Here is a 20,825-nt window from a genome sequence, read left to right as displayed (position 1 = left end):
GCAAGCAAGGACTCGGACGATGATGAAGTGGCTGATGGGGCTGGCCCTGCTGGGCATCGGCGTGGCGCTGGCGTTCGCGGGCGGCCGGATGGTGTACCGCTCGAAGGTGAGCAAGGACTGGCCCACCGTGCAGGGCACCGTGGTGAGCTCCCGCGTGGAGACGCTGCGCAGCAAGCGCGCGGTGAGCTTCCGCCCGGAGGTGAGCTACCGCTACGAGGTGAACGGCGTCCTGTACACCTCCGACACGGTGGCCTTCGACGGCCACGGCGCGGGCGGGCTCGCGGATGCGCAGGCGGTGTCGCGCCACTACGCGGCCGGCGCCCCGGTGACGCTGCACTACGAGCCGGCGGACCCGTCCGTGGCGTGCCTCCAGTGCGGAGACACGGGCCTCGTGAACTACCTGCTGACGCTGGGAGGCGCGGTGTTCGCCCTCGTGGCCGGCTGGGGCCTGGTGGAGATGGCCCGCTCCACCCTGCGCGAGGGCAAGCGCGTCGTCCCCCAGATGCGCGCGAAGGCCCGTTAGGCGACGCCGGGCCCCCTTCCGCGTGGCCAGCTGAGCACTTTCCGCCAGAAGGCTTCGACAGACGCGGCCCACGATGCGCAACCTGGAGCGGACACCCGCTTCCTGGAGAACGCATGCCCGTCACCATCCGCCCCGCGAAGGACCCGGACGCGCCCGCGCTGGGTCGCATGGGCGCGGCGCTCGCGCGCCAGCACCACGGCTTCGACCCGCAGCGCTTCATGGTCCCGGACGACGTGGAGTCCGGCTACCGCTGGTGGCTGGGCAAGGAGGCGCGCCGTCCGCAGGAGGCCGTGGTGCTCGTGGCCGAGCTGGACGGCGAAGTGGTCGGCTACTGCTACGGCCGGCTGGAGGGCGTGGACTGGAACATGCTCCTCGACAAGTGCGGCGCCCTGCACGACCTCTGGGTGGAGGCGAAGGCGCGCGGCACCGGCACCGGCCGGCTGCTCGCGGAGGCCATGGTGCAGCGGCTCACGGAGATGGGCGCGCCGCGCGTGGTGCTCCACACCGCCGCGAAGAACGAAGCCGCGCAACGCCTGTTCGCGCGGCTGGGCTGGCGTCCCACCATGGTGGAGATGACCCGCGAGACGCCGTCCCCATGAGAAACGACGAAGCCCCGGGTGCTTCCACCCGGGGCTCCGTGTTGATTCAGCGGCGCGGGAAGGAGCGCCCTACTTCTTCTGCTCCTTCACCCACGAGTCCTTGAGCGTCACCGTGCGGTTGAACACCGGCGCGCCCGGCTTGGAGTCCACCGCGTCCGCGCAGAAGTAGCCCAGGCGCTCGAACTGGAAGCGGTCGCCCGGCTTCGCGTCCGCGAGCATCGGCTCCACGCGCGCGCCGGTGAGGGTCTCCAGGCTGTTCGGGTTGAGGAACTCCTTGAAGTCCTTCGTCTCGTCCTTGTCCGGCGCCTCCACCGAGAAGAGCCGGTCGAACAGCCGCACCTGCGCCACGGGCGCGTTGCCCGGCACCCAGTGCAGCGTGCCCTTCACCTTGCGGCCGTCCGGCGAGTCGCCACCGCGCGTGGCCGGGTCATACGTGCAGCGCAGCTCCGTGATGTTGCCCGCCGCGTCCTTGATGACCTTCTCGCACTTGATGAAGTACGCGGAGCGCAGGCGCACCTCCTTGCCCGGCGCCAGGCGGAAGAAGCCCTTCTCCGGCACCTCCTGGAAGTCGTCCGCCTCGATGTAGAGCTCGCGCATGAACGGCACCTTGCGCGTGCCCATGTCCTCGCGCTTCGGGTGATTCGCCGTCTCCAGCTCCTCCGTCTGGCCCTCCGGGTAGTTCTCCAGCACCACCTTGAGCGGACGCAGGACGGCCATGGCGCGCGGCGCCGTCTCGTTGAGGTCGTCCCGGATGGACAGCTCCAGCACGCCCATGTCGATGAGGCTGTCGGACTTGCTCACGCCAATGCGCTTCGCGAAGTCGCGCAGCGACGCGGGCGTGTAGCCCCGGCGACGCAGGCCGCTGATGGTCAGCATGCGCGGATCATCCCAGCCGGAGACGCGCTTCTCCTGCACCATCTGGAGCAGCTTGCGCTTGCTCATCACCGCGTAGGTGAGGTTCAGCCGCGCGAACTCGTACTGGTTGGGCCGGTCGCCTTTGATCAGCGCGTCGACGATCCAGTCGTACAGCACGCGGCGGTTCTCGAACTCCAGCGTACAGACGGAGTGCGTGATGCCCTCGATGGCGTCCGACAGACAGTGCGCGAAGTCGTAGAGCGGGTAGATGCACCACGTGTCGCCCGTGCGGTGGTGGTGCGCGTGCCGGATGCGGTAGATGGGCGGGTCGCGCAGCACGGGGTTCGACGACGTCATGTCGATTTTCGCGCGCAGCGTGTGCTTGCCGTCCGGGAACTCGCCCGCCTTCATCCGGCGGAACAGGTCCAGGTTCTCCTCCACCGTGCGCGTGCGGTACGGGCTGTCCTTGCCCGGCGTGGTGAAGTTGCCGCGGTACTGGGAGATCTCCTCCGGCGACAGGCTGCACACGTAGGCCTGGCCCTGCGAAATCAGCTGCTCCGCGAAGGCGTAGAGCCGGTCGAAGTAGTCGGACGCGAAGAAGCGCCGGTCGTCCCAGTCGAACCCGAGCCAGCGCACGTCGCGCTGGATGGACTCCACGTAGTCCGTGTCCTCGGTGAGCGGGTTGGTGTCGTCGAGGCGCAGGTTGCACTTGCCGCCATACTGCTGCGCCAGCCCGAAGTTCAGCACGATGGCTTTGGCGTGGCCGATGTGGAGGTAGCCGTTGGGCTCGGGAGGGAAGCGGGTGTGCACGCGTCCGCCGTGCTTTCCCGTCCGCCGGTCCTCCTCAACGACTTCCTGGAGGAAGTTGAGGCCCTGCGTCTCGTTCGTCGTCGTCATGATGGGGCGAATCCTCTGGGAAGCAGAACCAGGGGAGCAAGGTTTTCCTGCCCCCCCGCGTCAGACCTCCGCCAGCAGCGACTCCCAGGCCTTGAGCGCCCGTTCAGCGGACAACTCGTCCGCCCGGTCCAGGGCCCGCTGGCGCAGCCCGTCCCGCCACTTCGCGTCCGACACCACCCGCCCCAGGGCATGGGCCATGGCCGCGTCGTCCCCCATGGGCACCAGCACCCCCGCCCGCCCCCCGTCCAGGGCCTCCGAGGGGCCCGAGGGGCAATCCGTGCTGACGATGGGGCAGCCCAGCGCGAGCGCCTCCAGCAGCACCATGGGCAGGCCCTCGAAGCGCGAGGACAGGGCGAACGCCGTGGCCCGCCGCATCAGCGCGTGCGGGTTGTCCGCGTAGCCCGGCATGAACACGGAGTCCCCCACGCCCAGTTCCGCGACCAGCGCCTTGAGCTCCGCCTCCAGCGAGCCCACTCCCAGGACGAGCAGGTTCGTGTCCGTCCCGGCCGCCTTCATCCGGGCGTGCGCGCGGATGAGCATGTCGAAGGACTTCTGCGGCTCCAGCCTTCCCACCGCGATGACCACCGGCTTCTTGAACACCGGCACCGCCCACGCGGGCAGGGGAGCGTCCGCCGCGGCACGGATGCGGGCCGCGTCGACGAAGTTGGGGATGACCTCCATCCGCTCGCGGTCCACGTTCACCAGCTCCGCGAACGCCTTCGCGGAGTCGTAGCCACACGCCACGATGCGGTCCATGCCCGGGTAGAGCACCTTCAACCCCCAGAGCTGACGCTTCGGCTGCTCGCGGTGGAAGGCGCCCCAGTCGAAGTGCACCATCCCCAACACCGGCTTGCCCAGCAGGGCTCCCGCCATCCGCGCCAGCAGGGCCGCCCTGCCCTCCTGCCCGGAGACGATGATGTCCGCCTTGCGCGCTTCCTGGAAAAGCCGCCAGAGCATCCGCGGCAGCTCCCAGCGCCGGTAGCGCTCCACGCCCACGCCCCAGGAGATGGGCACGTCCGCGGGGATGCGTCCACGCGTGTCCGGCGGCGGCGGCCCATGGTGGAAGAACAGCGAGGGATCGAATCGCTCCCGGTCCAGACCCGCCAACACGTTGCACACGGAGCGCTCGATGCCCCCCGTCCCCATGAAGACGAGCGTGAACAAGACGCGCCGCCGCCCAGGGGCCGGGACCGCCATCTCTTGCCGCGCCTGCAGTTCCAATGTCTGGGATTCCCGGTAAGAAACGATTTTCTGACCTCCCGTATGGGGTACGGGTGTCCGGCGAGCCCACCTCGGGAGTGGGTCGTTGATCATTAGCCCACGCACCTTGCGATAGGTAGCGAAGGTCACCCGGCGCCGCCACCCAGGAGACAATTGCACACCGTCTTTCCGGTGGATCCTCCCACGCCATTTCGAGACAGCGGCCTCCAGTGGCCCCCTGATAAATCGTTGAAACACCCGCATGGCGCCCTGCCGGGCGGGTTCCCGCACTGACGCGTCAAGAGGCGCCGGACGCGTCAGGGGACGGGGTTCACCGCTTGGGGACTCAACGAGCCCGGGGGCCTGCCAGGAACGGGATTCCGGGTATAGGCTCACAATTCATCCTCGTGAAAAGACCCATCCGCCTCCATCCCGCCCGTTTCATCGCGCTCGCCCTCGTGGGCGTGCTCGCGGTGGCGGCCGTCATCGCGTACCGCAACGTCCGCACCGCACACGAGGTATTGCACCCCGCGCGCCAACCGTTGAAGCCGGTGGCGGAGGGCGCGCTCGAGGAGCGCACGGACGTGGTGTTGCACACGCGGGACGGCCTGACGCTGCGGGGCTGGTACGTGCCGTCGCGCAACCGCGCGGCGGTGGTGGTGATGCACGGCTTCGCGGAGAACCGCACGCAGATGCTCTTCGAGGCGGAGGTGCTCTCACGCGCGGGCTACGGCGTGCTGCTCTTCGACTCGCGCGGCCACGGCGAGAGCGAGGGCGACCTGGTGACCTGGGGCGACCGCGAGCGCGAGGATCTGCGCGCGGCGGTGGACTTCGTCTCGCACCGCGACGACGTGGATCCATCCCGCCTGGGCGTGCTGGGCTTCTCCATGGGCGGCACCACCGCGATGCTTGAGGCCCTCGATGACGAGCGCCTCAAGGCGGTGGCCGCCGCGGGCGCCTACCCGTCGCTGGAGGCGGACACGCGCTACAGCTACGGCAAGTGGGGGCCGCTGAGCGTGCAGCCGGTGCTCTGGACCCTGCGCCTGTCCGGCGTGGACGTGGACGCGGTGGACCCCATGAAGCGCCTGTGTGACTTGAAGGGCAGGCCGCTGCTGTTGATCAACGGCGACGTCGACGAGTACGCGCCCGCGTTCCTCCAGGACGCGCTCTTCCAGGCCGCGTGCGAACCCAAGTCCTACTGGGTGGTGCCCGGCGCGCACCATGGCGAGTACGCGAAGAAGGCACCGGAGGAGTACGCGAACCGCCTGCGCGGCTTCTTCGACGCGGCGCTGCTCAGCGGTTCCTGAGCACCGCTTCCGGGCCCACCAGCTCCGGCGCGGGCGCGTCCGCCGCGGTCTCTTGCGCGTCAGCCGCGACACGCCACTCGGGGGGCGCGTCCAGCGCGGGGCGGCCCTCCAGCAGCTCATGCGGGCGGAAGCCGGCCTTGTAGCGCAGCGAATCGCACGCCAGCACGCGGTAGCCCAGGTACACGTAGGGGATGCCCCGCTCGCGCGCCAGCTCCACCTGGAACAGCACGCTCGCCTTGCCCAGGGACAGCCGCGCGTAGGCCGGGTCGTAGAAGAAGTACACCGCGCTCCACGCGTGCGGTGTCTCGTCGCACAGGCCCAGGCCCACCAGCTTCGGGCCCGCGGGGTCGCTGTCGTCGTACCAGGCCACCTCGCGCGCGGACGGGTGCGGGAAGGCGAACTGGAATGAGTACTCGCGCGCCCCCAGCTCGGACGACTCCCAGTCGCGGGACGACTCACGGTCCGCGTGCCACGCGCGGTACAGCGCCAGGCGCTCCTCGTCCACGCGCGGCGGGCCCACCTCCACGCGCAGGTGCGCGCACGCGGCGCGGGCCCGGCGCTGGCTGCGGTTGGGCGTGAAGCCCTCCACCGGCACGCGCAGGGACACGCACTCGTGGCACGACGCGCAGGCGGGCCGGAAGTACTGAGGACCGAAGCGGCGCCACCCGCGCACCAGCAGGTGCTCGTACTCCTGCGCCGTCACGTTGCGCATCAGCAGCGTCTCCAGGGACGCCTCCCGCTCCGGCAGGTAGCTGCACGGGCGCGGATTCTCGATTTCATGTGCCAGCAGGACGGCCATCGGTGTTCCCTTCCTGTCGGCCCCAGGCTCCGGCGTCAAGCCATGCCTGCCCGTCCGGCGACCCACCTTTCGTCGGAAACGACCCGTTTATGAAGGCCGTTTCGTATCCAGAAGTGGCACACCGACTGCAAGTCACCGGCTTACGCCGTACCGCTTGCGGAAGAGGACGAACGCACATGGCCCGCGAGGAACTGCATCCCGGATGGCTGCCGCTGGAACCCGAGGAGGCCGACGGCCCCCTCTCGGGCGACGCCTTCTTCGAGGAGGACGACGCCTTCCACTCCGCCGCCGGAGCCGACGTCGTGGACGACCTGGACGCGTTCGATTTCGCCGTCGCCAGCTACTGAAAAACCCGTGGCCAGCGAGCCACGGTGTGGCAACCCTGTCGCGATCCGACTGTCATTTTGTCCGGTCCGCCCCCCTGACGGGGCCGTAGAAACTTCCGAGAAAACGCGAGACCGCCTCCCACGTTCGCTTCCCCGGACAGCGGGCGGGTAACACCGGACACAGGGGCCGGGGCGCAATGCCCCCGGGTGGCGGAATGCCCCACGTGCGGAGGGGCCCGGTTCGCTTCTCAGTCGTGGGGCGCCCCCGGTATAAACCGGGGCCTATGTCATCAGTCGACGTCTCGGTGGTGATGCCCACGTACAAGCGCGAGAAGGACGTGGTGGAGGCCATCCACTCCGCGCTGCGTCAAGAAGGCGTCCAGGTGGAGGTCATCGTCCTGGATGACTCCGCGGAGGGCACGGCCCGGGACGCGGTGCAGGGCATTGGCGATGCCCGCGTGCGCTACTTCAAGCAGGAGGTGCCATCCAAGGGGCGCCCCGCGCTGGTGCGCAACCACGGCGCCACGCTGGCGAAGGGCCGCTACCTGCACTTCCTGGACGATGACGACATGCTCGCCGAAGGGGCGCTCAAGTCGATGGTGTCGGCGCTGGACGCGCGGCCGGACGCGGGCGTGGCGGTGGGCTGGGTGGTGCCCTTCAGCGAGGACCCCGAGTGGCTGGAGGACAAGAGCACCTACTTCGAGCGCGTGGCGCAGGTGGGGGCCACCACGCCCAACAGCGCGTGGACGGTGGCGCACATCCTGTTCCTGGGCACGCTGTACGTGAACTCCGCGTGCATGGTGCGCCGCGAGTACTTCCAGCCCCTGGGCGGGTTCGATCCGAACATCCCCGTCTACGAGGACGTGGACTTCTACATGCGCGGCATCCGCCGCTACGGCCACGTCTACGTGAACCGGCCCATCCTCAACTACCGGGTGGGCAAGCCGTCGCTGATGAACGACCTGGGCAAGACGGGCGCGAAGGTGGAGAAGTCCGTGGCGGAGTCCAACGCCATCATCCACAATAAGTACCGGCGCGAGCACGGCGAGTTGGAGTACCGGTTGCTGCAGCTGGCCACGCGCGCGCTGAAGGACCGCTTCGGCCTCACGCGCTTCCTCCCCCTCAAGCTGCCTGGCGTTTCCTGAAAGGGCCCCACACCGTGAGCCTGCGTCGTCGTCTCGTTGGAACCGCAAAGCGCCAGTTGAAGCAGACCCTGGGGCCCGTCGTGCAGCGCGCGATGGCCCCCGCCCGCGCCTTCCTCCCCCCGGAGACGTGGGGCCTGGAGTCGCGCGCCGGCCAGGGCCTCTTCCTGGAGGGCGTGTCGCTGTCCCAGCTGGCCACTGAGTACGGCTCGCCACTGCACGTGGTGCACATGGCGGCGCTGCACCGCAACGCGGACGCGTTCCAGGCGGTGCCCCCGGGCGCGGCGGCCGGCTGCGAGGTGTACTACTCGTACAAGACCAACCCCGTGCCGGGCGTGCTGTCCGCGCTGCACGCGCGCGGCGTGGGCGCGGAAGTGATTTCCGCCTATGAGCTGTGGCTCGCGCTCAAGCTGGGCGTGGCGCCGGAGCGCATCGTCTACAACGGCCCGGTGAAGTCGGAGGCGTCCATCCGCGAGTCCATCTCCCGGGGCCTCGGCCTCCTGGCCGCGAACCACCGCGAGGAGATGGACGTCTTCTCACGCCACGCGGCGGAACTGGGCAAGCGCCCGCGCGTGGCCGTGCGGGTGACGACGATGTCGGGCTGGAACTCGCAGTTCGGCACGCCCATCGTGGGAGGCCAGGCGCTGGCGGCGTACCGGCAGGCGATGTCCTACGGCAACCTGGACGTGGTGGGCCTGCACGCGCACCGGGGCGAGCTCATCCGCACGGAAGCGGAGCTGGAGGGCTTCGTCGGCGCGGTGCTGGACTTCGCGGACGAGCTGCACCGCGAGCTGGGATTGGAACTGGAGGTGCTGGACCTGGGCGGCAGCCTCTGCACGCCGACGGTGGAGCACATCGAGCAGCGGGACTGGCGGCTCAACCTCACCTTCCAGCGCGACCTGCCCGCGCCGGACTTCGCGGCGGCGCTCTCCATCGAGCAGTACGTGGCGAAGGTGGTGTCCCAGGTGGAGGCGCACTACGCGAAGCAGGGCCGCAAGCGCCCGCGCATCTTCCTGGAGCCGGGCCGCGCGATGACGGGCAACACGCAGCTGCTCCTGGGCCGCGTGCACGCGCTCAAGGACGGCGGCGAGCGGACGTGGGCGGCGCTCGACATGGGCATCAACCACGCCGAATGCGTGCGCAACGAGTACCACCAGCTCTTCCACGTCGAGCAGCCGGCCGCGCCCGCGCACCGGGCGTACACGGTGGTGGGCCCCGTCTGCACCCCGGCGGACACGCTGTACCACGCGGTGCGGCTGCCGGAGCTGAAGGTGGGCGACACGCTGGCCATCATGGACGCGGGCGCGTACTTCGTGCCCTTCGGCACGTCCTTCTCCTTCCCGCAGCCGGGCATCGTGGCCGTGGAGGACGGGAAGGTGCGCAGGCTGCGCCGGGCGGAGACGCACGAGGACCTGATCACCTTCGATGATCCGGTCCCCGCGGCCCCTCGCGCCGCGGGCTGACGGCCCTTTCAGCGGTTGAAGACCATCATTCGCAGGAAGGCGCGGGGGTGGCGCGCGGCCCCATAGGAGATGGTGGCCAGCTCCACCGCCGCGGGCATCATGTCGTCCCGGTCGATGAGCGGATCCACCGCCGTCGCCTTGTGGGTGTTGAACCACTGCCGCCACTGCCGGGCCTCGTCGGCCGGCAGCGCGCCGGACAGCCGCTGGAGGTTGAGCAGCATCTCCAGCGCGATGCGGTTGCAGAACACCGCGTCCTCGTGCGCGGCGCTGGCGTCGCGCGCGTCCTCCACCGCGCGCTTGAGCGCGTCCCGGTCTCCGGTGGCCGCGTGGTACGCGAGCAGCGGCAGGGGTAGCCCCCGCGCGATGTCGAAGCCCATCTGCCCGTAGAAGCGCGGGTTGAAGTCGATGAGGAGGTACGAGTCCTTCGTCTGGATGAACTCCACCTCGAAGACGCCGTGGTAGCCCAGCTTCTTGCACAGCCGGGTGAGGCCCGCGACCAGGTCCGGGCGCAGCGGCGAGGACTCGAAGCAGACGCCCACGCCCAGGCGGCGCGGGCGCTGGAGGACCTTCATCGCGGCGCGGGCCTCGAAGAGCTCGCCGGACTCATCCACGAAGCCGGAGAGGCTGTAGATGCCCTCGGCGGCCTCCGGGTGGAACTCCTGCACCATGGGGTTCACCACGGCCGGGTCGAACTTCACGAGCATGGGCGCGTAGGTGTCCCGCGCGAACTCGCGGTACTCGCGCGCCAGGTCGTCCGGAGAGGCCACCGGCTGGCCCTTGCGGTGCGTGGCGTGGAGGATCTGCGTGGTGGGCTTGAGCAGCACCGGGAAGCTCGCCTCGCGGCGCACCTGCTCCAGGTCCGCTTCCGACTGGGGGAACCAGGTGCGCGGCAGGTGCAGGCCCACCTCCGTGCCCACTTCGTAGAGGCGGCGCTTGTTGAGCAGCCCGTACACCGCGTCCACGCCCGGGTCGTAGAGGTGGAAGAGGTCCTCCAGCTTGGAGCGGTGCGCGGAGATGAGCCACGCCAGCTCGTCGCTCGTCGGGTAGAGCACGTGCTTGACGGGCTCGCGCAGGCCGAAGTCCACCAGCCACTGGAGGAAGGCCTCCGGCTGGGACTCCGGCGGGCACTGCACGCGGCGGCTGACGAAGCGCGAGTAGCTGGCCGGCCCCAACCGGCCGGTGTCCGCCACCGTCACGTCCACGCCGTGGCGGCCCAGACAACGGGCGGCGGCCAGGGTGCCGTAGAAGTTGGCGGAGAACAGCAACGCGGGGGGCCGGGTCGCGATGGCGGCCGCGGGGGCCTCATCGGAGTAGGCGGCCTCTTCCATCTCATGCTCCAGTTTCACGGGGTCGCCCTCGCGGCGCGGGCGCGCGGAGGAACGGCGGGATTGGCGGTGGGGACGCTGCGCGTGACGCCCCCGCCCGAGCTCGGAGGTCGACGGGCCGGCGGCGGACGAGGTGCTTGCCATCAGCCCCGCGGCGAGAAGCGTCAGAAGGTGCCTGTTCATGTCGAGCCGTCTGCCTCTGGCGAGTCGGGGGGCCGCCGGAAGCTCAATTCCCGACAGAATACCTTTTCCGGCGGTACTTGGGACCGGCCCCCGCATGATTGCACCCCCAAGGAGTGACCGGGCTCACGCCGGAGTGCCGCCGGGCGGGCTCCAGCGCAGACAACCCCGGGTCAGGAGCCACGCGTCGGTGGCGACCCCAGGGGTCATGCTCGCGAGGCGCACGGCGGACTCGGCGAAGGCGTCCGCGGGCGCGGTGTGGCCTTCCGCGCGCGCGGCCTTCCATGCCGCCTCCCACGCCTGGAAGAAGGCGTGCATGGGGTCGCCAGGGCGGACGCGGCGGCGCAGGTCGCGGGGCAGCCAGTCGCGCAGGAGCAGCGGCGCGAAGCCCCGGGAGAAGTCGGTGTGGAAGAGGAGTCCTTCACGCGTGGGGGCTTCCGCGTCCGGCGTCCGCCGCAGCAGGTGGGCCACCAGCACCGCGCCGTCCGTGTCGGAAGAGCCCTCCACGAGCAGCCCGCCGGGCAGCAGGTGCCGCGACATCGCGCGGTGGGCCTCCGGGATACGCTCCGGCGGGCCCTGGCGCAGGAGGTTCATGGCGCGCACCAGGCGGGCCGGTTCGTCCGGTGTCAGCGGGAGCGCGAAGCCGCCCTCGCGGAAGTGGGTGCGCGCATCCGCGTGGTCTCTCGCGGCGGCCGTGGCGCGCTCGGGGTCCAGCTCCACGCCCACCACGGCCAGCTCCGGGTTCAGCGCGCGGAAGGCGGTGGCGCTCTCCAGCGTGGTCCACGGGTGTTCACCGAAGCCCACGTCCACGAAGACGGCGCGGGCCCAGGGACCGTCGTCACGCGTGAGCGACGGGGCCTCGAACTGGCGGAGGTACGCGTCCAGCGCGCGCAGACGCCCACGCGTGGTCCTCCCCCGGGTGCGGGTGTCCAGCTCCTGAGCCATGGGCACGACATGGGCGCTCCGGGCCGGGGACGTCAAGGGTTCCCCTCCGGTTGTAGCGCGGGCAGTCATTGCCGGGCGCTCGCCGTAACACGGCATGTCACAACCTCTGTCACAAGCCTTGGTACCTCCGGAGGCCTTCCCTCTGGAGCCGGGGGATGCGCGGCCGAGTGAGGGATTGGCATCACCGCTGCACAGGGGAGCCGCCGGTGCCGAGGTCCCGTGGCATCCGCGACCGCAGTCCCCTCCTGGAGATTGGTTCCCCGTCCCCCATGATCACTTCCAGCTTCATGCGCTCCTCCCTCGTTGCCGCCCTCCTCCTCTCCGGCTCCGCCTTCGCGGGCGAGTCCAAGTACGCGTCGGCCGCCGCGGCCGCCTGCACCGAGCTCAAGAGCGAGCTGTCGCGTAGCGCGAAGGAGCAGGGCCTGGCGATCGACGAGGCGGAGATCGGCACCCACACGTCGGAGCAGGCCACCGTCGTGGCGACGAGCATCGCGGGCTTCGACAAGGTCCCCGCCACGGAGTACGCGAAGGGCGTGGACGCGGCCTTCGTCTACATCGACTCCGAGGAGGCGGGCATCCCCGCGGGCAACTACCGCGTGAGCATCCGGGCCAACGCGGAAGACATCAAGGTGGGCAAGTACAAGGCCATCGCCAGCCTCATCGACAAGGACGGCAAGGAGGTCGCGCAGCGCGCGACGGTCATCGAGACCTTCCCCTCGGCGGTGAAGTCCGCGCGCTACGGCTCGCCGATGAGCGTGGGCATCCAGCAGCACACCATCAACGACTGGAACCTCACGCGCTTCCGCAAGACGATCATCGTCGTCATCGTGCACTCGTGGGGCGTCACGGTCATCGACCTGTTCGGCACGGACTACAGCAGCTACTACGGCTTCTAGTTCCGCGTTCCGCCGCCGGGAGCCTCGTGGGTTCCCGGCGGTGCGGTTTTCGTCCCGCCCGCGGCGCACCTAGAGTGCGGGGCCTGTGAGCCCTCCGTCCGCGACCTGCCCCCGCTGTGGCGCCCCCCGCGTGGCGGGGCCCGAGTGCCCGGCGTGCGGCGTCATCTACCTGCGCGCGGAAGTGCGCGCCGCCACCCAGCAGGCCGAAGCGCGCGACCGCGAGGCTCGGGAAGCAGCCCAGCGCGCGACCGAGGACCAGCGGGCCGCCCTGCGCGAGGCGCTGGAAGCCCACACCGTCCCCACGTTCGTCTCGCCTCTGGTCGCGGCCCAGCCCTCTCCGGACCCGGCCATGGAAGGCATCACCTTCCACGGTGAGCACACCGGCGACGAGGGCCGCCTGGAGGCACGGCTGCGGCTGGCGGTGCTGCCCGTCGCGCTCGGCATCGCGTGGCTCGCGATCCGTTCGCCGGGCTTCCACGGGCTCCTGCGCATCTTCTTCACGATGCCGGTGCACGAGTTGGGACACGCCGTCACCGCGTGGTTCTGCGGCTTCAGCGCCACGCCCACGCTGTGGGTGACGCACGTGTCGGACGAGCGCTCGACGTTCATGACGCTCGTGCTGTCGGGGCTGTTGGGCGCGCTCGTGTGGCAGGGCTGGAAGCGCCGCCGGTGGACGTGGCTGGGTGTGGGCGCGGGGCTCCTCGCGGTGCATTGGACGGGCAGGTTCGTGCTCACCCAGACCCAGGCCCAGGCCCTCTTCTTCTTCGGCGGCGACGCGGGCCTGATGGTGCTGGGGGCGCTGCTGATGGCCACGTTCTACGTGCCGCCGGGCCACTATCTCCACCGGCATCAGCTGCGTTGGGGGTTCCTCGTCATGGGCGCGGCGGCGTTCATGGACGGCTTCGAGCAGTGGTGGGCGGCGCGCACGAACGTGGACCGCATCCCCTTCGGCCGCATCGAGGGCGTGGGCCTGAGCGACCCCAGCGCCCTGGTGGAGACCTACGGCTGGACCGTCGGCAACGTCATCCGCGGGTACGTCACGCTGGGCATCGTCTGCCTCGCGGCCCTGGGCGTGCTCTACCTCGTCTCCCTCTGGCGTGTCCGCGACGTGCTGCGAGGCTGAGGCGCGGCCTCGCGCCATTCCCCGAACGGCCACTCGAAGCCCGGCGTGCGCAGCACCTCTGGCTTCCGCGCGCCTCGCCAGCGCAGGGCCTCGCCGGGCCGCAGGAGGAGCGCTTGCGGCCCCTCGCCCTGCTCCTTCCGCACCTGGGCCAGCCGCTCCGGATACGGATCCGCGTCCGGGTTCTCGTCCATGTTGCTCGCGCCCTCGACGGGCTCGCCCGGATAGCCGGCGTAGCGAGGGCCCATGCCCTCGCGCCAGTACCAGGGGGCGCCGCCGTCCGCGCAGGGCACCACATAGCGCGCGCCCAGGAGCGCGCCGTAGCGCAGCGCCTCCTCTGGTCCCGCCATCAGGCGCTGCGGCGTGGTGAGCGCGTCGCGCGGCACGTTGACGAGGAACGCATCCAGCGTGGTGAAGCCGAAGAAGATGGGCGGCAGCCGGAAGCCGCGCACGCCGCAGAAGAGCACGTCCACCGGCCCCTGCTGCTTGCGCACGCGGCGGCACACCGCGTCCATGTCCCCGCGCACGTCATGCCCCGCGTCCGCGAAGAAGGCGGCGGAGAAGTCCTTCGAGCGCACGAGCCACGTGTTGCCCTCGTTGTAGAGGTCCGGGTGGGGCCCCTCGCCGTCGGTGGGCTGCTCGCCGTGGAAGGGCAGTGCGTGCACCGTCACGTCGCCCACCTGCCGCGTCTCGCCCCAGCGAAGGGGCTCCACATGCGTGAAGCCCAGCTGCTTCAGCCGCAGCGCGCAGTCCGTGGAGAAGAGGCTTTCGCGCGCCACCGCCGGTACGAAGATGCGCGTGTCCCGAGGCAGGGGCAGCAGCGAGCCCAGGTGGAAGTGGTCCCCGTGTGAATGGGTGATGACCACCGCGTCCACCCGGCCCAGGTCCGACGCCTGCAACGCGCCGTAGCCGGGCAGGTCCGCCTCGCCCGTGGGGCGGAAGTACGGGTCCACCAGCACGCGCCCTTCCCTGCCCGACACCAGCACCGTGTTGTGCCCCACGAAGAGGGCCCCCGGCCCCGGCACGTCCACCGGCCCGTCATGGCGCACGAGCCAGCCGGCCTGCGACAGGTCGCCGAGCAGCTCGCCCACGATGGGCACGGTGGCCAGCGCGCGCAGCTCTTCACGGGTCGCGCCGCGGGCGAGCGACGCGAACAGGTCCGCCACCACGGGCCAGTCCTTCGCGCGCACCGGCACGTCCAGCCCCAGCGAGTCCTGGCGCAGGTGCAGCACGCGCGGGCGGTGGCGCAGCGGATCCGGGAAGAGGACGTCCTCGCGCAGCACGCGCCGGCCCATGCGCCGCTTCGTGCCCTGGCAGAGCGCGGCATAGCGGGGCGTGTCCTCCAGCCAGCGGATGAGCGCGTCCGCTTCGCGCAGTGCCCCCTCGCGGCCCAGCGCGGCGATGTGGCGCTTCAGCGGCACCTGCGCGCGGCGCACGGGGCGAGCGGTGGGCCCCTGGATGCTGCACCCCAGGTCCTCGTGATGGTCGGCCTCCGTGCGGGCGGAGGCGAGGACGGCCAGGCTGACGCCGCGGTGCAGGGTGAGTCGCATGCGTGCGACGTCGCATGGCGCCCTGGCTTTCGCAAGGGATTGCGCTTGCAACCGGCCGCCGGGCTGCCCGCGACCTCTCGGGTTGTGGGCGCCCCATGGAGGCCGGTACCCTCCCGCGCACCCATGGCCCACCCCGCCGAGCCGCTCCCGCCGGAGCCTTCCGTCTCCCTGCCCTCCGTGCCCGACGCCGTTACGCCGCGCTTCCGCTTCCTCCCCGCGGTGGGCACGTGGAAGTACCACCTGCTGCTCGCGTCGGTGGCCATCTTCTTCCTGGGCCCGCTGGGCGGCGTGGCCGCGTCGTACATGAACTTCAGCCTGGGCTTCTTCGTCGCCAGTCAGGTGCTGTCCGGCATCCTCGGCAGCGTCGTCACCTACGGCTACGGCGCGGAGGGCAAGCACGGCGCCAACTACATGCAGACGATGGCTGCGTCGGTGGCCTCGCTGTGCGCCATGTCCGTGCTGATCCAATCCATGGTGTGGCTGGGCATGCCCCAGCCGCCCGCGTGGCAGCTGATGCTCTTCGTGGGGTGCGTGGGCATGTTCGGCGTGGGCGTGGGCATGCTCTACACGCCGCTGCTCGTGGACCGGCTCCAGTTGGACTACCCGTCCGGCTACGCGGTGGCCAACATCCTGCGAGCGCTCACGGACAAGCGCCTGCTCAAGGCCTCCATCGCGAAGCTGGGCGGCGGCACCGGCCTGGGCATCCTGGCCGCGTGGCTCACGGAGAAGGTGGCCGCGGTCGCCGCGCTGAGCGTGAGCAGCTCCACGGTGGGCGCCGGCATGGTGGTGGGCAGCCGCATCACCGTGCCCGCCATGCTCATGGGAATCACCGGCTATGCCATCACGCCCTATCTGCGGAGCATCGGGTGGCTGGGGCCCAATGATCCGTACCGGAAGATCGGCTTCCTCATCTCGCTGGCGATGATCTGCGGCGCGGCGCTGGTGGACCTGGCGCTGCTCGCGGTGCAGGCGGTGGACCGCATCCGGGGCCGCGCGCAGGCTCCCGCGGACACCGAGCCCGCGTGGAAGAAGGTCAACGTGCCCCGGCTCATCGCCTGGGTGGTGGGCTGGGGCGCGGCCGTCGTCGTGGTGGCCACGCAGGTGCTGCACCAGCCCGCGGGCTTCATCATCTTCGGGCTCGCGCTGTCGCTCTTGTTCGTGCTCATCAACGGCATCGCCTACGGCATCAGCGACAACAACCCCATCTCCAGCGCCTTCGTGATGTCCGTGCTGCTGATGTCGCTGCTCGGCCTGAAGGATCCGCTGGTGGGGCTGATGGCGTCCTCCATCCTGCTCATCTCCACGTCGGTGGGCTGCGACATGCAGCAGGACCGCTCCACCGGGTGGCGCCTGGGCACCAACCGCGTGGTGCAGTTCCGCTACCAGGTGCTGGGCATCTTCATGGGCGCGGTGCTGTGCGTGGTGCTGGCGCGCGTGTTCATGGGCGCGTACCCGGTGCTGTCCGTCAACCAGTTGGATCACCCGGACGTGAAGGTGGGCCAGTGGGGCTCCGCGATGACGTACAAGTTCGTGGGCGCCATCCGCGACCTGGGCACGCTGTCGGCGCACAAGGTGACGGCGCTGCTCGTGGGCCTGTCCATCGGCTTCACGCTGGAGGTCATCCGCAAGGTGGTCCGCCGCCACCCCGCCTGGCTGCGCTACGTGCAGGGTTCGCGCACGGGGTTCGGCGTGGGTTGGGCGATGGACTCGCTGGTGCTGGCCAGCCCCTACGCGACGGCGTTCGGAGGCTTCATCGCGCTGCCGGCGACCCTCTGGTTCGGCGCGGGTGGCATCCTCACGTCCCTCTTCAACACCGTGTCCAAGCGCTTCCGGCGCGAGCCCGCGCCCGGCGAGGCGGTGCTGCCGGAGGACATGAGCACCATGTCGCTGGTGGGCGGAGGCCTCATCGCGGGCGAGTCGCTCTTCTACCTCTTCGTGGGCCTCGCCGGCCTGCTGGCCCTCCTGGGCTGATGCACCCTGTCCCGGCGCACGACTTGACTTTCCGTGCGCGCGGGAGCACTTCTTGTCCCGTGAACCTCGTCATCAACACCACCGCGACCACGACCACTACCGCTTCGGCGGGCGTGGGTGCTGTGCGCGTGTCGGTGTCCTGACGAGCGCACGGTTTCCCGCCCCGCCGAGTTCCGGCCGGGGCGACCGTGCAACCTCACACGCCCCGTGTCCGGCCCCGGCTGATTCATCCCGACCGACACACGGAGACGACAATGCTTGATGAACAAGACCACCGCGCGCTGGGCCAGCGTCTGGACCTCTTCCACATGCAGGAGGAGGCCCCGGGCATGGTGTTCTGGCACCCGCGCGGACTGAGGCTGTACCGGCTGCTGGAGGACCACGTCCGCCAGCGCATGCTCGAAGAGGGCTACCGCGAAGTCCGTACGCCGCAGCTGTGCGCCCAGCCACTCTGGGAGCAGAGCGGCCACTGGGACAACTTCCGCCAGAACATGTTCTGCATGGTGGAAGGCGACCGGCAGCTGGCGTTGAAGCCGGTGAGCTGCCCGGGCCACATCCAGATCGTCCAGCGCATGGCACCCAGCCACCGCGACCTGCCCCTGCGCCTGGGGGAGTTCGGGCTGGTGCACCGCAGCGAGCCCAGCGGCGCGTTGCACGGGCTGTTCCGCCTGCGCCAGTTCACGCAGGACGACGGCCACATCTTCTGCGCGGCGGAGCAGGTGGAGGCGGAAGTGGTCCGCTTCGTGCGCTCGCTCAAGGCGTTCTACGCGGGCTTCGGCTTCGACGACGTGCAGGTGGCCTTCTCCAGCCGTCCGGCGATGCGCGCCGGCGGTGACGCGCTGTGGGACCAGGCGGAGGCGTGGCTCCAGTCCGCGGCGAAGCAGGCGGGCCTCCAGTACGAGGATCAGCCCGGCGAGGGCGCCTTCTACGGGCCCAAGCTGGAGTTCGTGCTGAAGGACCGGCTGGGCCGTGCGTGGCAGTGCGGGACGATCCAACTGGACCTGGTGCTGCCGGAGCGCTTCGACCTGCACTACGTCGGCGCATCCGGAGAGCGCCTGCGTCCGGTGATGCTTCACCGCGCGCTGTTCGGCAGCCTGGAGCGCTTCATCGGCGTGCTGCTGGAGCACCACGGGGGCGCGCTACCGGCGTGGCTCGCGCCCGAGCAGGTGGTGGTGGCCTCCGTGGGAGCGGGGGCCGCCGCGTACGCGGAAGCACTGGCTGCGCGGCTGCGGCAGGCCGGCTGCCGCGCACGGGCGGACGTGCGGGACGAGTCGCTGTCGAAGAAGGTCCTGGGCTCGCACGAGGACGGCGTGCCGTTCCTCGCGGTGGTGGGTGGCCGCGAGGTGGAGTCGAAGGGCGTCCGCCTGCGCCAGCGCGACGGCTCCCAGCGCGACCTGCCCTGGGATGACGCGGTGGCGTGGCTGTCCGCCGCGTGTCAGCCGGCCGTGGCGGGCTGAGCGTCAGCACATGAGGCACCGGCCCGGTGCTCCCTTCCGGTACGCGAAGGGGGCGCCGGGCCTTCTTGTGGTCAGGAGTAGAGGCTCAAGTATTCCAGCGGCTCGCCAGGCCGCAGCAGCGTGAGGGACTCCGAGGCGACGTCGTCCAGGCGGAGGAGCCCCACCGCGTGGTGTTCCGCGTCCACGACCACCAGGCGGTTCAGGTGGTGCTCCTCCATCAGCCGCTCGCCGGCCTCCAGCGGCTCGTCCTCCGAGCAGGTGACGAGCGGCGCCGTCATCGCCTCCCGCACGGTGGTGACGTCAGGGTCGTGCCCGTGGACGGTGGAGCACAGGGAGAGCTCCGAGTCGGTGAGCAGGCCCACCACCTGACCATGTTCCGTGACGGGCAGCGCGCCCAGGCTGGCGCTGTCCAGCCGCTCGGCGGCGGAGCGCAGGCATTCATTCGCGTCGATGGTCTTCACGTCCCTGTGCATCAGCTCTGAAATCCGCATCAGCAGGCCTCCTCGTGGCGCGCACCGCGTCCGGAAGGAGTACAACCGAAGCACGGTGCTCCAAGCCCTGGTCCGCAAGGCCTGCCGTGCCGTGCGGTAGAGAACAAGGCGGCCGGCCGCCCCGCTGCCTGCCTGGTATAGGGTGCGACGCAAAGGCCCACGGTGCATCCAAGGCCGTGCTCCGGGCTCCAGGCCCGAAACGTGGAGGAGGACCCATGGCGGACAAGCTCAATCTTTCCAACGAAGAGTGGCGCAAGCGCCTCACCCCCGAGGAATTCCAGGTGCTGCGGCAGCACGGCACCGAGTACCCGGGGACGGGCTGTTTCCTCGGCACCAAGACGCCGGGTACCTACGTGTGCGCGGGCTGCAACAACCCGCTGTTCAAGGCCGGGACGAAGTTCGAGTCCGGCACGGGCTGGCCGTCCTTCACTCAGACGCTGTCGGAGGACTCCGTCACGGAGATCCGCGACGTGTCGCACGGAATGACTCGCACCGAGGTCCGCTGCGCGCGCTGCGACGGCCACCTGGGCCACGTGTTCCCGGACGGCCCGCCGCCCACGGGGCTGCGCTACTGCATGAACTCCGTGGCGATGAAGCACGTCCCCGAAGGCAGCCCCATCGATCTGGTCCGAGCCTGATCAGGTCGCCAGAAGTTTGTCGGCACCTCCGCATGCCATCTTAGGAGATGGCATGCGCGAACTTCAGGAGACAGCGGACGCAGCGGGCTGTCGTCGCTCACGAAGCATCTGGTCCCAGTGAACGAACCATGGAACCCCAGAGGCGAGCAGCCCACCGGCCCCAAAGAGCCCTGGAGTCCACGAAGCGGCTCGCCCACCTTGCGAACCGCCACGCGGATGAGTCCGAAGAAGCCGCTGGGTGGAGCCTCGGATTGCTGGCGGCCCCTTCCTGAGACCCGGCGACAAAACCTGTTCGACAATCGGGCAGGCTTTCCAAGGCCGCGTCCATCACATTCCTTCGGACGCACTCTCCACCCTGACCACAGGGCACGAACGTTGGGGCGGATGAAGGCAACAGCGCCCCACGGTCCGGCTCCAAGGGGAAGGACTCTCCATCGGGGCGAGGTGCAACCCCAAGAGCCTCGGCGGTTGAAGCGACACAGCAACCGGGGCCACCCGCATCCACGAGGAGGCGTTCCTCAAGTGCATTGTCCTGATCAACGGATGACGCCAGGCGGCCAAGGTCACGCTCCTCGAAGCTGAAGCGTGTCTCCAGCATCTCGTCCTGCACCGTGGCTGACGTAGGGCGACCGACGGCCCCCTCCTCGATGCCGGGGCGTGCCTCCAGCATCCCGTCCTGCGCAATGGCTGACGTAAGGCCCCCGACGGCACCGTCCTCGATGCCAAGGTGTGCCTCCAGCTTCTCGTCCTGTGCGGTGGTTGGCATACAGCGACCGCTGTCCCCCTCCTCGATGCAGAGGTGTGTCCCCAAAGCGTCGTTCTGATGAGTGACTGGTGCGCCCTCTTGGGCGCATGGGGCCTCGGGGGACGCAGGTTCCTGGGGCGCGGGGGCGAATGCATTCAGCACGCGCTCATCGCGCGCCTTCAGCAGTGCTGGCAGCTCATGCTGAAGTGCCTGCACGTCGCGCTCGTGCAGGATTTCCCTCACGCGGATGGCCCACTCGCGCAGCGCCCCTCCGCCCATGAGCGGCAGCAGTTGGGCGGCTCCTCCCAGGAAGGCCCGCTGCAGGGACTGCACGAGGAGCACGTGCCCGGGACGCGCCGCCACCCGCGCCGCATGCCGAAGCAATTCGAATTCCGC

At 70.2% G+C, this 20,825-nt stretch carries 19 protein-coding genes; 12 read left to right on the top strand and 7 right to left on the bottom strand.

Annotated features, from left to right (window positions below):
* Nucleotides 1-19 precede the first annotated feature (19 nt).
* Both D7X99_RS21845 and D7X99_RS21840 read left to right on the top strand, forming a co-directional pair.
* Nucleotides 20-523, top strand: coding sequence for a DUF3592 domain-containing protein (locus D7X99_RS21845; protein ID WP_121779459.1), 504 nt, complete (start codon nt 20-22; stop codon nt 521-523).
* Between the two features lie 113 nt (nt 524-636).
* Nucleotides 637-1,122, top strand: coding sequence for a GNAT family N-acetyltransferase (locus tag D7X99_RS21840; protein ID WP_121779458.1), 486 nt, complete (start codon nt 637-639; stop codon nt 1,120-1,122).
* A 69-nt stretch (nt 1,123-1,191) separates the two neighbouring features.
* On the opposite strand, the gene D7X99_RS21835 is transcribed toward D7X99_RS21840, so the two are convergent.
* Nucleotides 1,192-2,874 carry a glutamine--tRNA ligase/YqeY domain fusion protein gene (locus D7X99_RS21835; RefSeq protein ID WP_120578392.1) on the bottom strand — a complete coding sequence of 561 codons (1,683 nt, stop codon included), beginning with the start codon at nt 2,872-2,874 and terminating at the stop codon, nt 1,192-1,194.
* Nucleotides 2,875-2,934: 60 nt separating this feature from the next.
* The gene (locus tag D7X99_RS21830) at nt 2,935-4,038 is read right to left on the bottom strand and encodes a glycosyltransferase (protein ID WP_233613593.1); all 1,104 of its coding nucleotides are present in this window, start codon (nt 4,036-4,038) and stop codon (nt 2,935-2,937) included.
* Between the two features lie 443 nt (nt 4,039-4,481).
* On the opposite strand from D7X99_RS21830, the gene D7X99_RS21825 reads away from it, so the two are divergent.
* Entirely contained in the window at nt 4,482-5,381 is a 900-nt protein-coding gene (locus D7X99_RS21825) for an alpha/beta hydrolase (protein WP_121779456.1), read from the top strand.
* On the opposite strand, the gene D7X99_RS21820 is transcribed toward D7X99_RS21825, so the two are convergent.
* Nucleotides 5,368-6,180, bottom strand: coding sequence for an arginyltransferase (locus D7X99_RS21820; RefSeq protein WP_121779455.1), 813 nt, complete (start codon nt 6,178-6,180; stop codon nt 5,368-5,370). The two genes, D7X99_RS21825 and D7X99_RS21820, sit on opposite strands and share 14 nt — an antisense overlap.
* Nucleotides 6,181-6,356: 176 nt before the next feature.
* Here D7X99_RS21820 and D7X99_RS42880 point away from each other — a divergent pair, with 176 nt between their 5' ends.
* From D7X99_RS42880 to D7X99_RS21810, 3 genes are all read left to right on the top strand, one after another.
* Nucleotides 6,357-6,527, top strand: a complete 171-nt coding sequence (locus tag D7X99_RS42880; RefSeq protein WP_158627046.1) for a hypothetical protein — start codon at nt 6,357-6,359, stop codon at nt 6,525-6,527.
* A 263-nt stretch (nt 6,528-6,790) separates the two neighbouring features.
* Nucleotides 6,791-7,651 (top strand): glycosyltransferase family 2 protein, encoded by an 861-nt coding sequence (locus tag D7X99_RS21815; RefSeq protein WP_120598561.1) that lies wholly within the window; start codon nt 6,791-6,793, stop codon nt 7,649-7,651.
* Between the two features lie 56 nt (nt 7,652-7,707).
* Complete coding sequence (locus D7X99_RS21810) at nt 7,708-9,111, top strand: pyridoxal-dependent decarboxylase (RefSeq protein WP_233613592.1); 1,404 nt, start codon at nt 7,708-7,710, stop codon at nt 9,109-9,111.
* 8 nt (nt 9,112-9,119) lie between these two features.
* On the opposite strand, the gene D7X99_RS21805 is transcribed toward D7X99_RS21810, so the two are convergent.
* Nucleotides 9,120-10,439: a carbamoyl-phosphate synthase gene (locus tag D7X99_RS21805; RefSeq protein ID WP_169822047.1), complete on the bottom strand. Its 1,320-nt coding sequence runs from the start codon at nt 10,437-10,439 to the stop codon at nt 9,120-9,122.
* A gap of 303 nt (nt 10,440-10,742) precedes the next feature.
* The gene (locus D7X99_RS21800; RefSeq protein ID WP_121779453.1) at nt 10,743-11,561 is read right to left on the bottom strand and encodes a methylase; all 819 of its coding nucleotides are present in this window, start codon (nt 11,559-11,561) and stop codon (nt 10,743-10,745) included.
* A gap of 287 nt (nt 11,562-11,848) precedes the next feature.
* Here D7X99_RS21800 and D7X99_RS21795 point away from each other — a divergent pair, with 287 nt between their 5' ends.
* Both D7X99_RS21795 and D7X99_RS21790 read left to right on the top strand, forming a co-directional pair.
* Entirely contained in the window at nt 11,849-12,457 is a 609-nt protein-coding gene (locus D7X99_RS21795) for a hypothetical protein (protein WP_147476213.1), read from the top strand.
* A gap of 130 nt (nt 12,458-12,587) precedes the next feature.
* Nucleotides 12,588-13,580, top strand: a complete 993-nt coding sequence (locus tag D7X99_RS21790; protein WP_121779451.1) for a hypothetical protein — start codon at nt 12,588-12,590, stop codon at nt 13,578-13,580.
* Here the strand turns inward: D7X99_RS21790 and D7X99_RS21785 are convergent.
* Nucleotides 13,535-15,127, bottom strand: a complete 1,593-nt coding sequence (locus D7X99_RS21785; RefSeq protein WP_121779450.1) for an MBL fold metallo-hydrolase — start codon at nt 15,125-15,127, stop codon at nt 13,535-13,537. The genes D7X99_RS21790 and D7X99_RS21785 overlap by 46 nt on opposite strands.
* A 123-nt stretch (nt 15,128-15,250) precedes the next feature.
* Here D7X99_RS21785 and D7X99_RS21780 point away from each other — a divergent pair, with 123 nt between their 5' ends.
* Both D7X99_RS21780 and thrS read left to right on the top strand, forming a co-directional pair.
* Nucleotides 15,251-17,098, top strand: coding sequence for an OPT/YSL family transporter (locus D7X99_RS21780; protein WP_169828175.1), 1,848 nt, complete (start codon nt 15,251-15,253; stop codon nt 17,096-17,098).
* 254 nt (nt 17,099-17,352) lie between these two features.
* On the top strand, nt 17,353-18,555 hold the full coding sequence (gene thrS / locus D7X99_RS21775; RefSeq protein ID WP_121779449.1) for a threonine--tRNA ligase: 1,203 nt from the start codon (nt 17,353-17,355) through the stop codon (nt 18,553-18,555).
* A gap of 71 nt (nt 18,556-18,626) precedes the next feature.
* Here thrS and D7X99_RS21770 read toward each other — a convergent pair whose 3' ends face one another.
* Complete coding sequence (locus D7X99_RS21770; protein WP_120597900.1) at nt 18,627-19,046, bottom strand: CBS domain-containing protein; 420 nt, start codon at nt 19,044-19,046, stop codon at nt 18,627-18,629.
* Nucleotides 19,047-19,261: 215 nt separating this feature from the next.
* Here D7X99_RS21770 and msrB point away from each other — a divergent pair, with 215 nt between their 5' ends.
* Both msrB and D7X99_RS44695 read left to right on the top strand, forming a co-directional pair.
* Nucleotides 19,262-19,684, top strand: coding sequence for a peptide-methionine (R)-S-oxide reductase MsrB (msrB, locus tag D7X99_RS21765; protein WP_121779448.1), 423 nt, complete (start codon nt 19,262-19,264; stop codon nt 19,682-19,684).
* Between the two features lie 943 nt (nt 19,685-20,627).
* A partial coding sequence (locus D7X99_RS44695) for a hypothetical protein (protein ID WP_368667782.1) occupies nt 20,628-20,825 on the top strand: 198 nt, incomplete at its 3' end.

This window comes from Corallococcus sp. AB032C (genome assembly GCF_003668935.1).
GTDB classification, from domain to species: domain Bacteria; phylum Myxococcota; class Myxococcia; order Myxococcales; family Myxococcaceae; genus Corallococcus; species Corallococcus exiguus.
The sequence above is the reverse complement of the archived record's forward strand: the minus strand, read 5'-3'. Positions and strand labels throughout refer to the sequence as shown.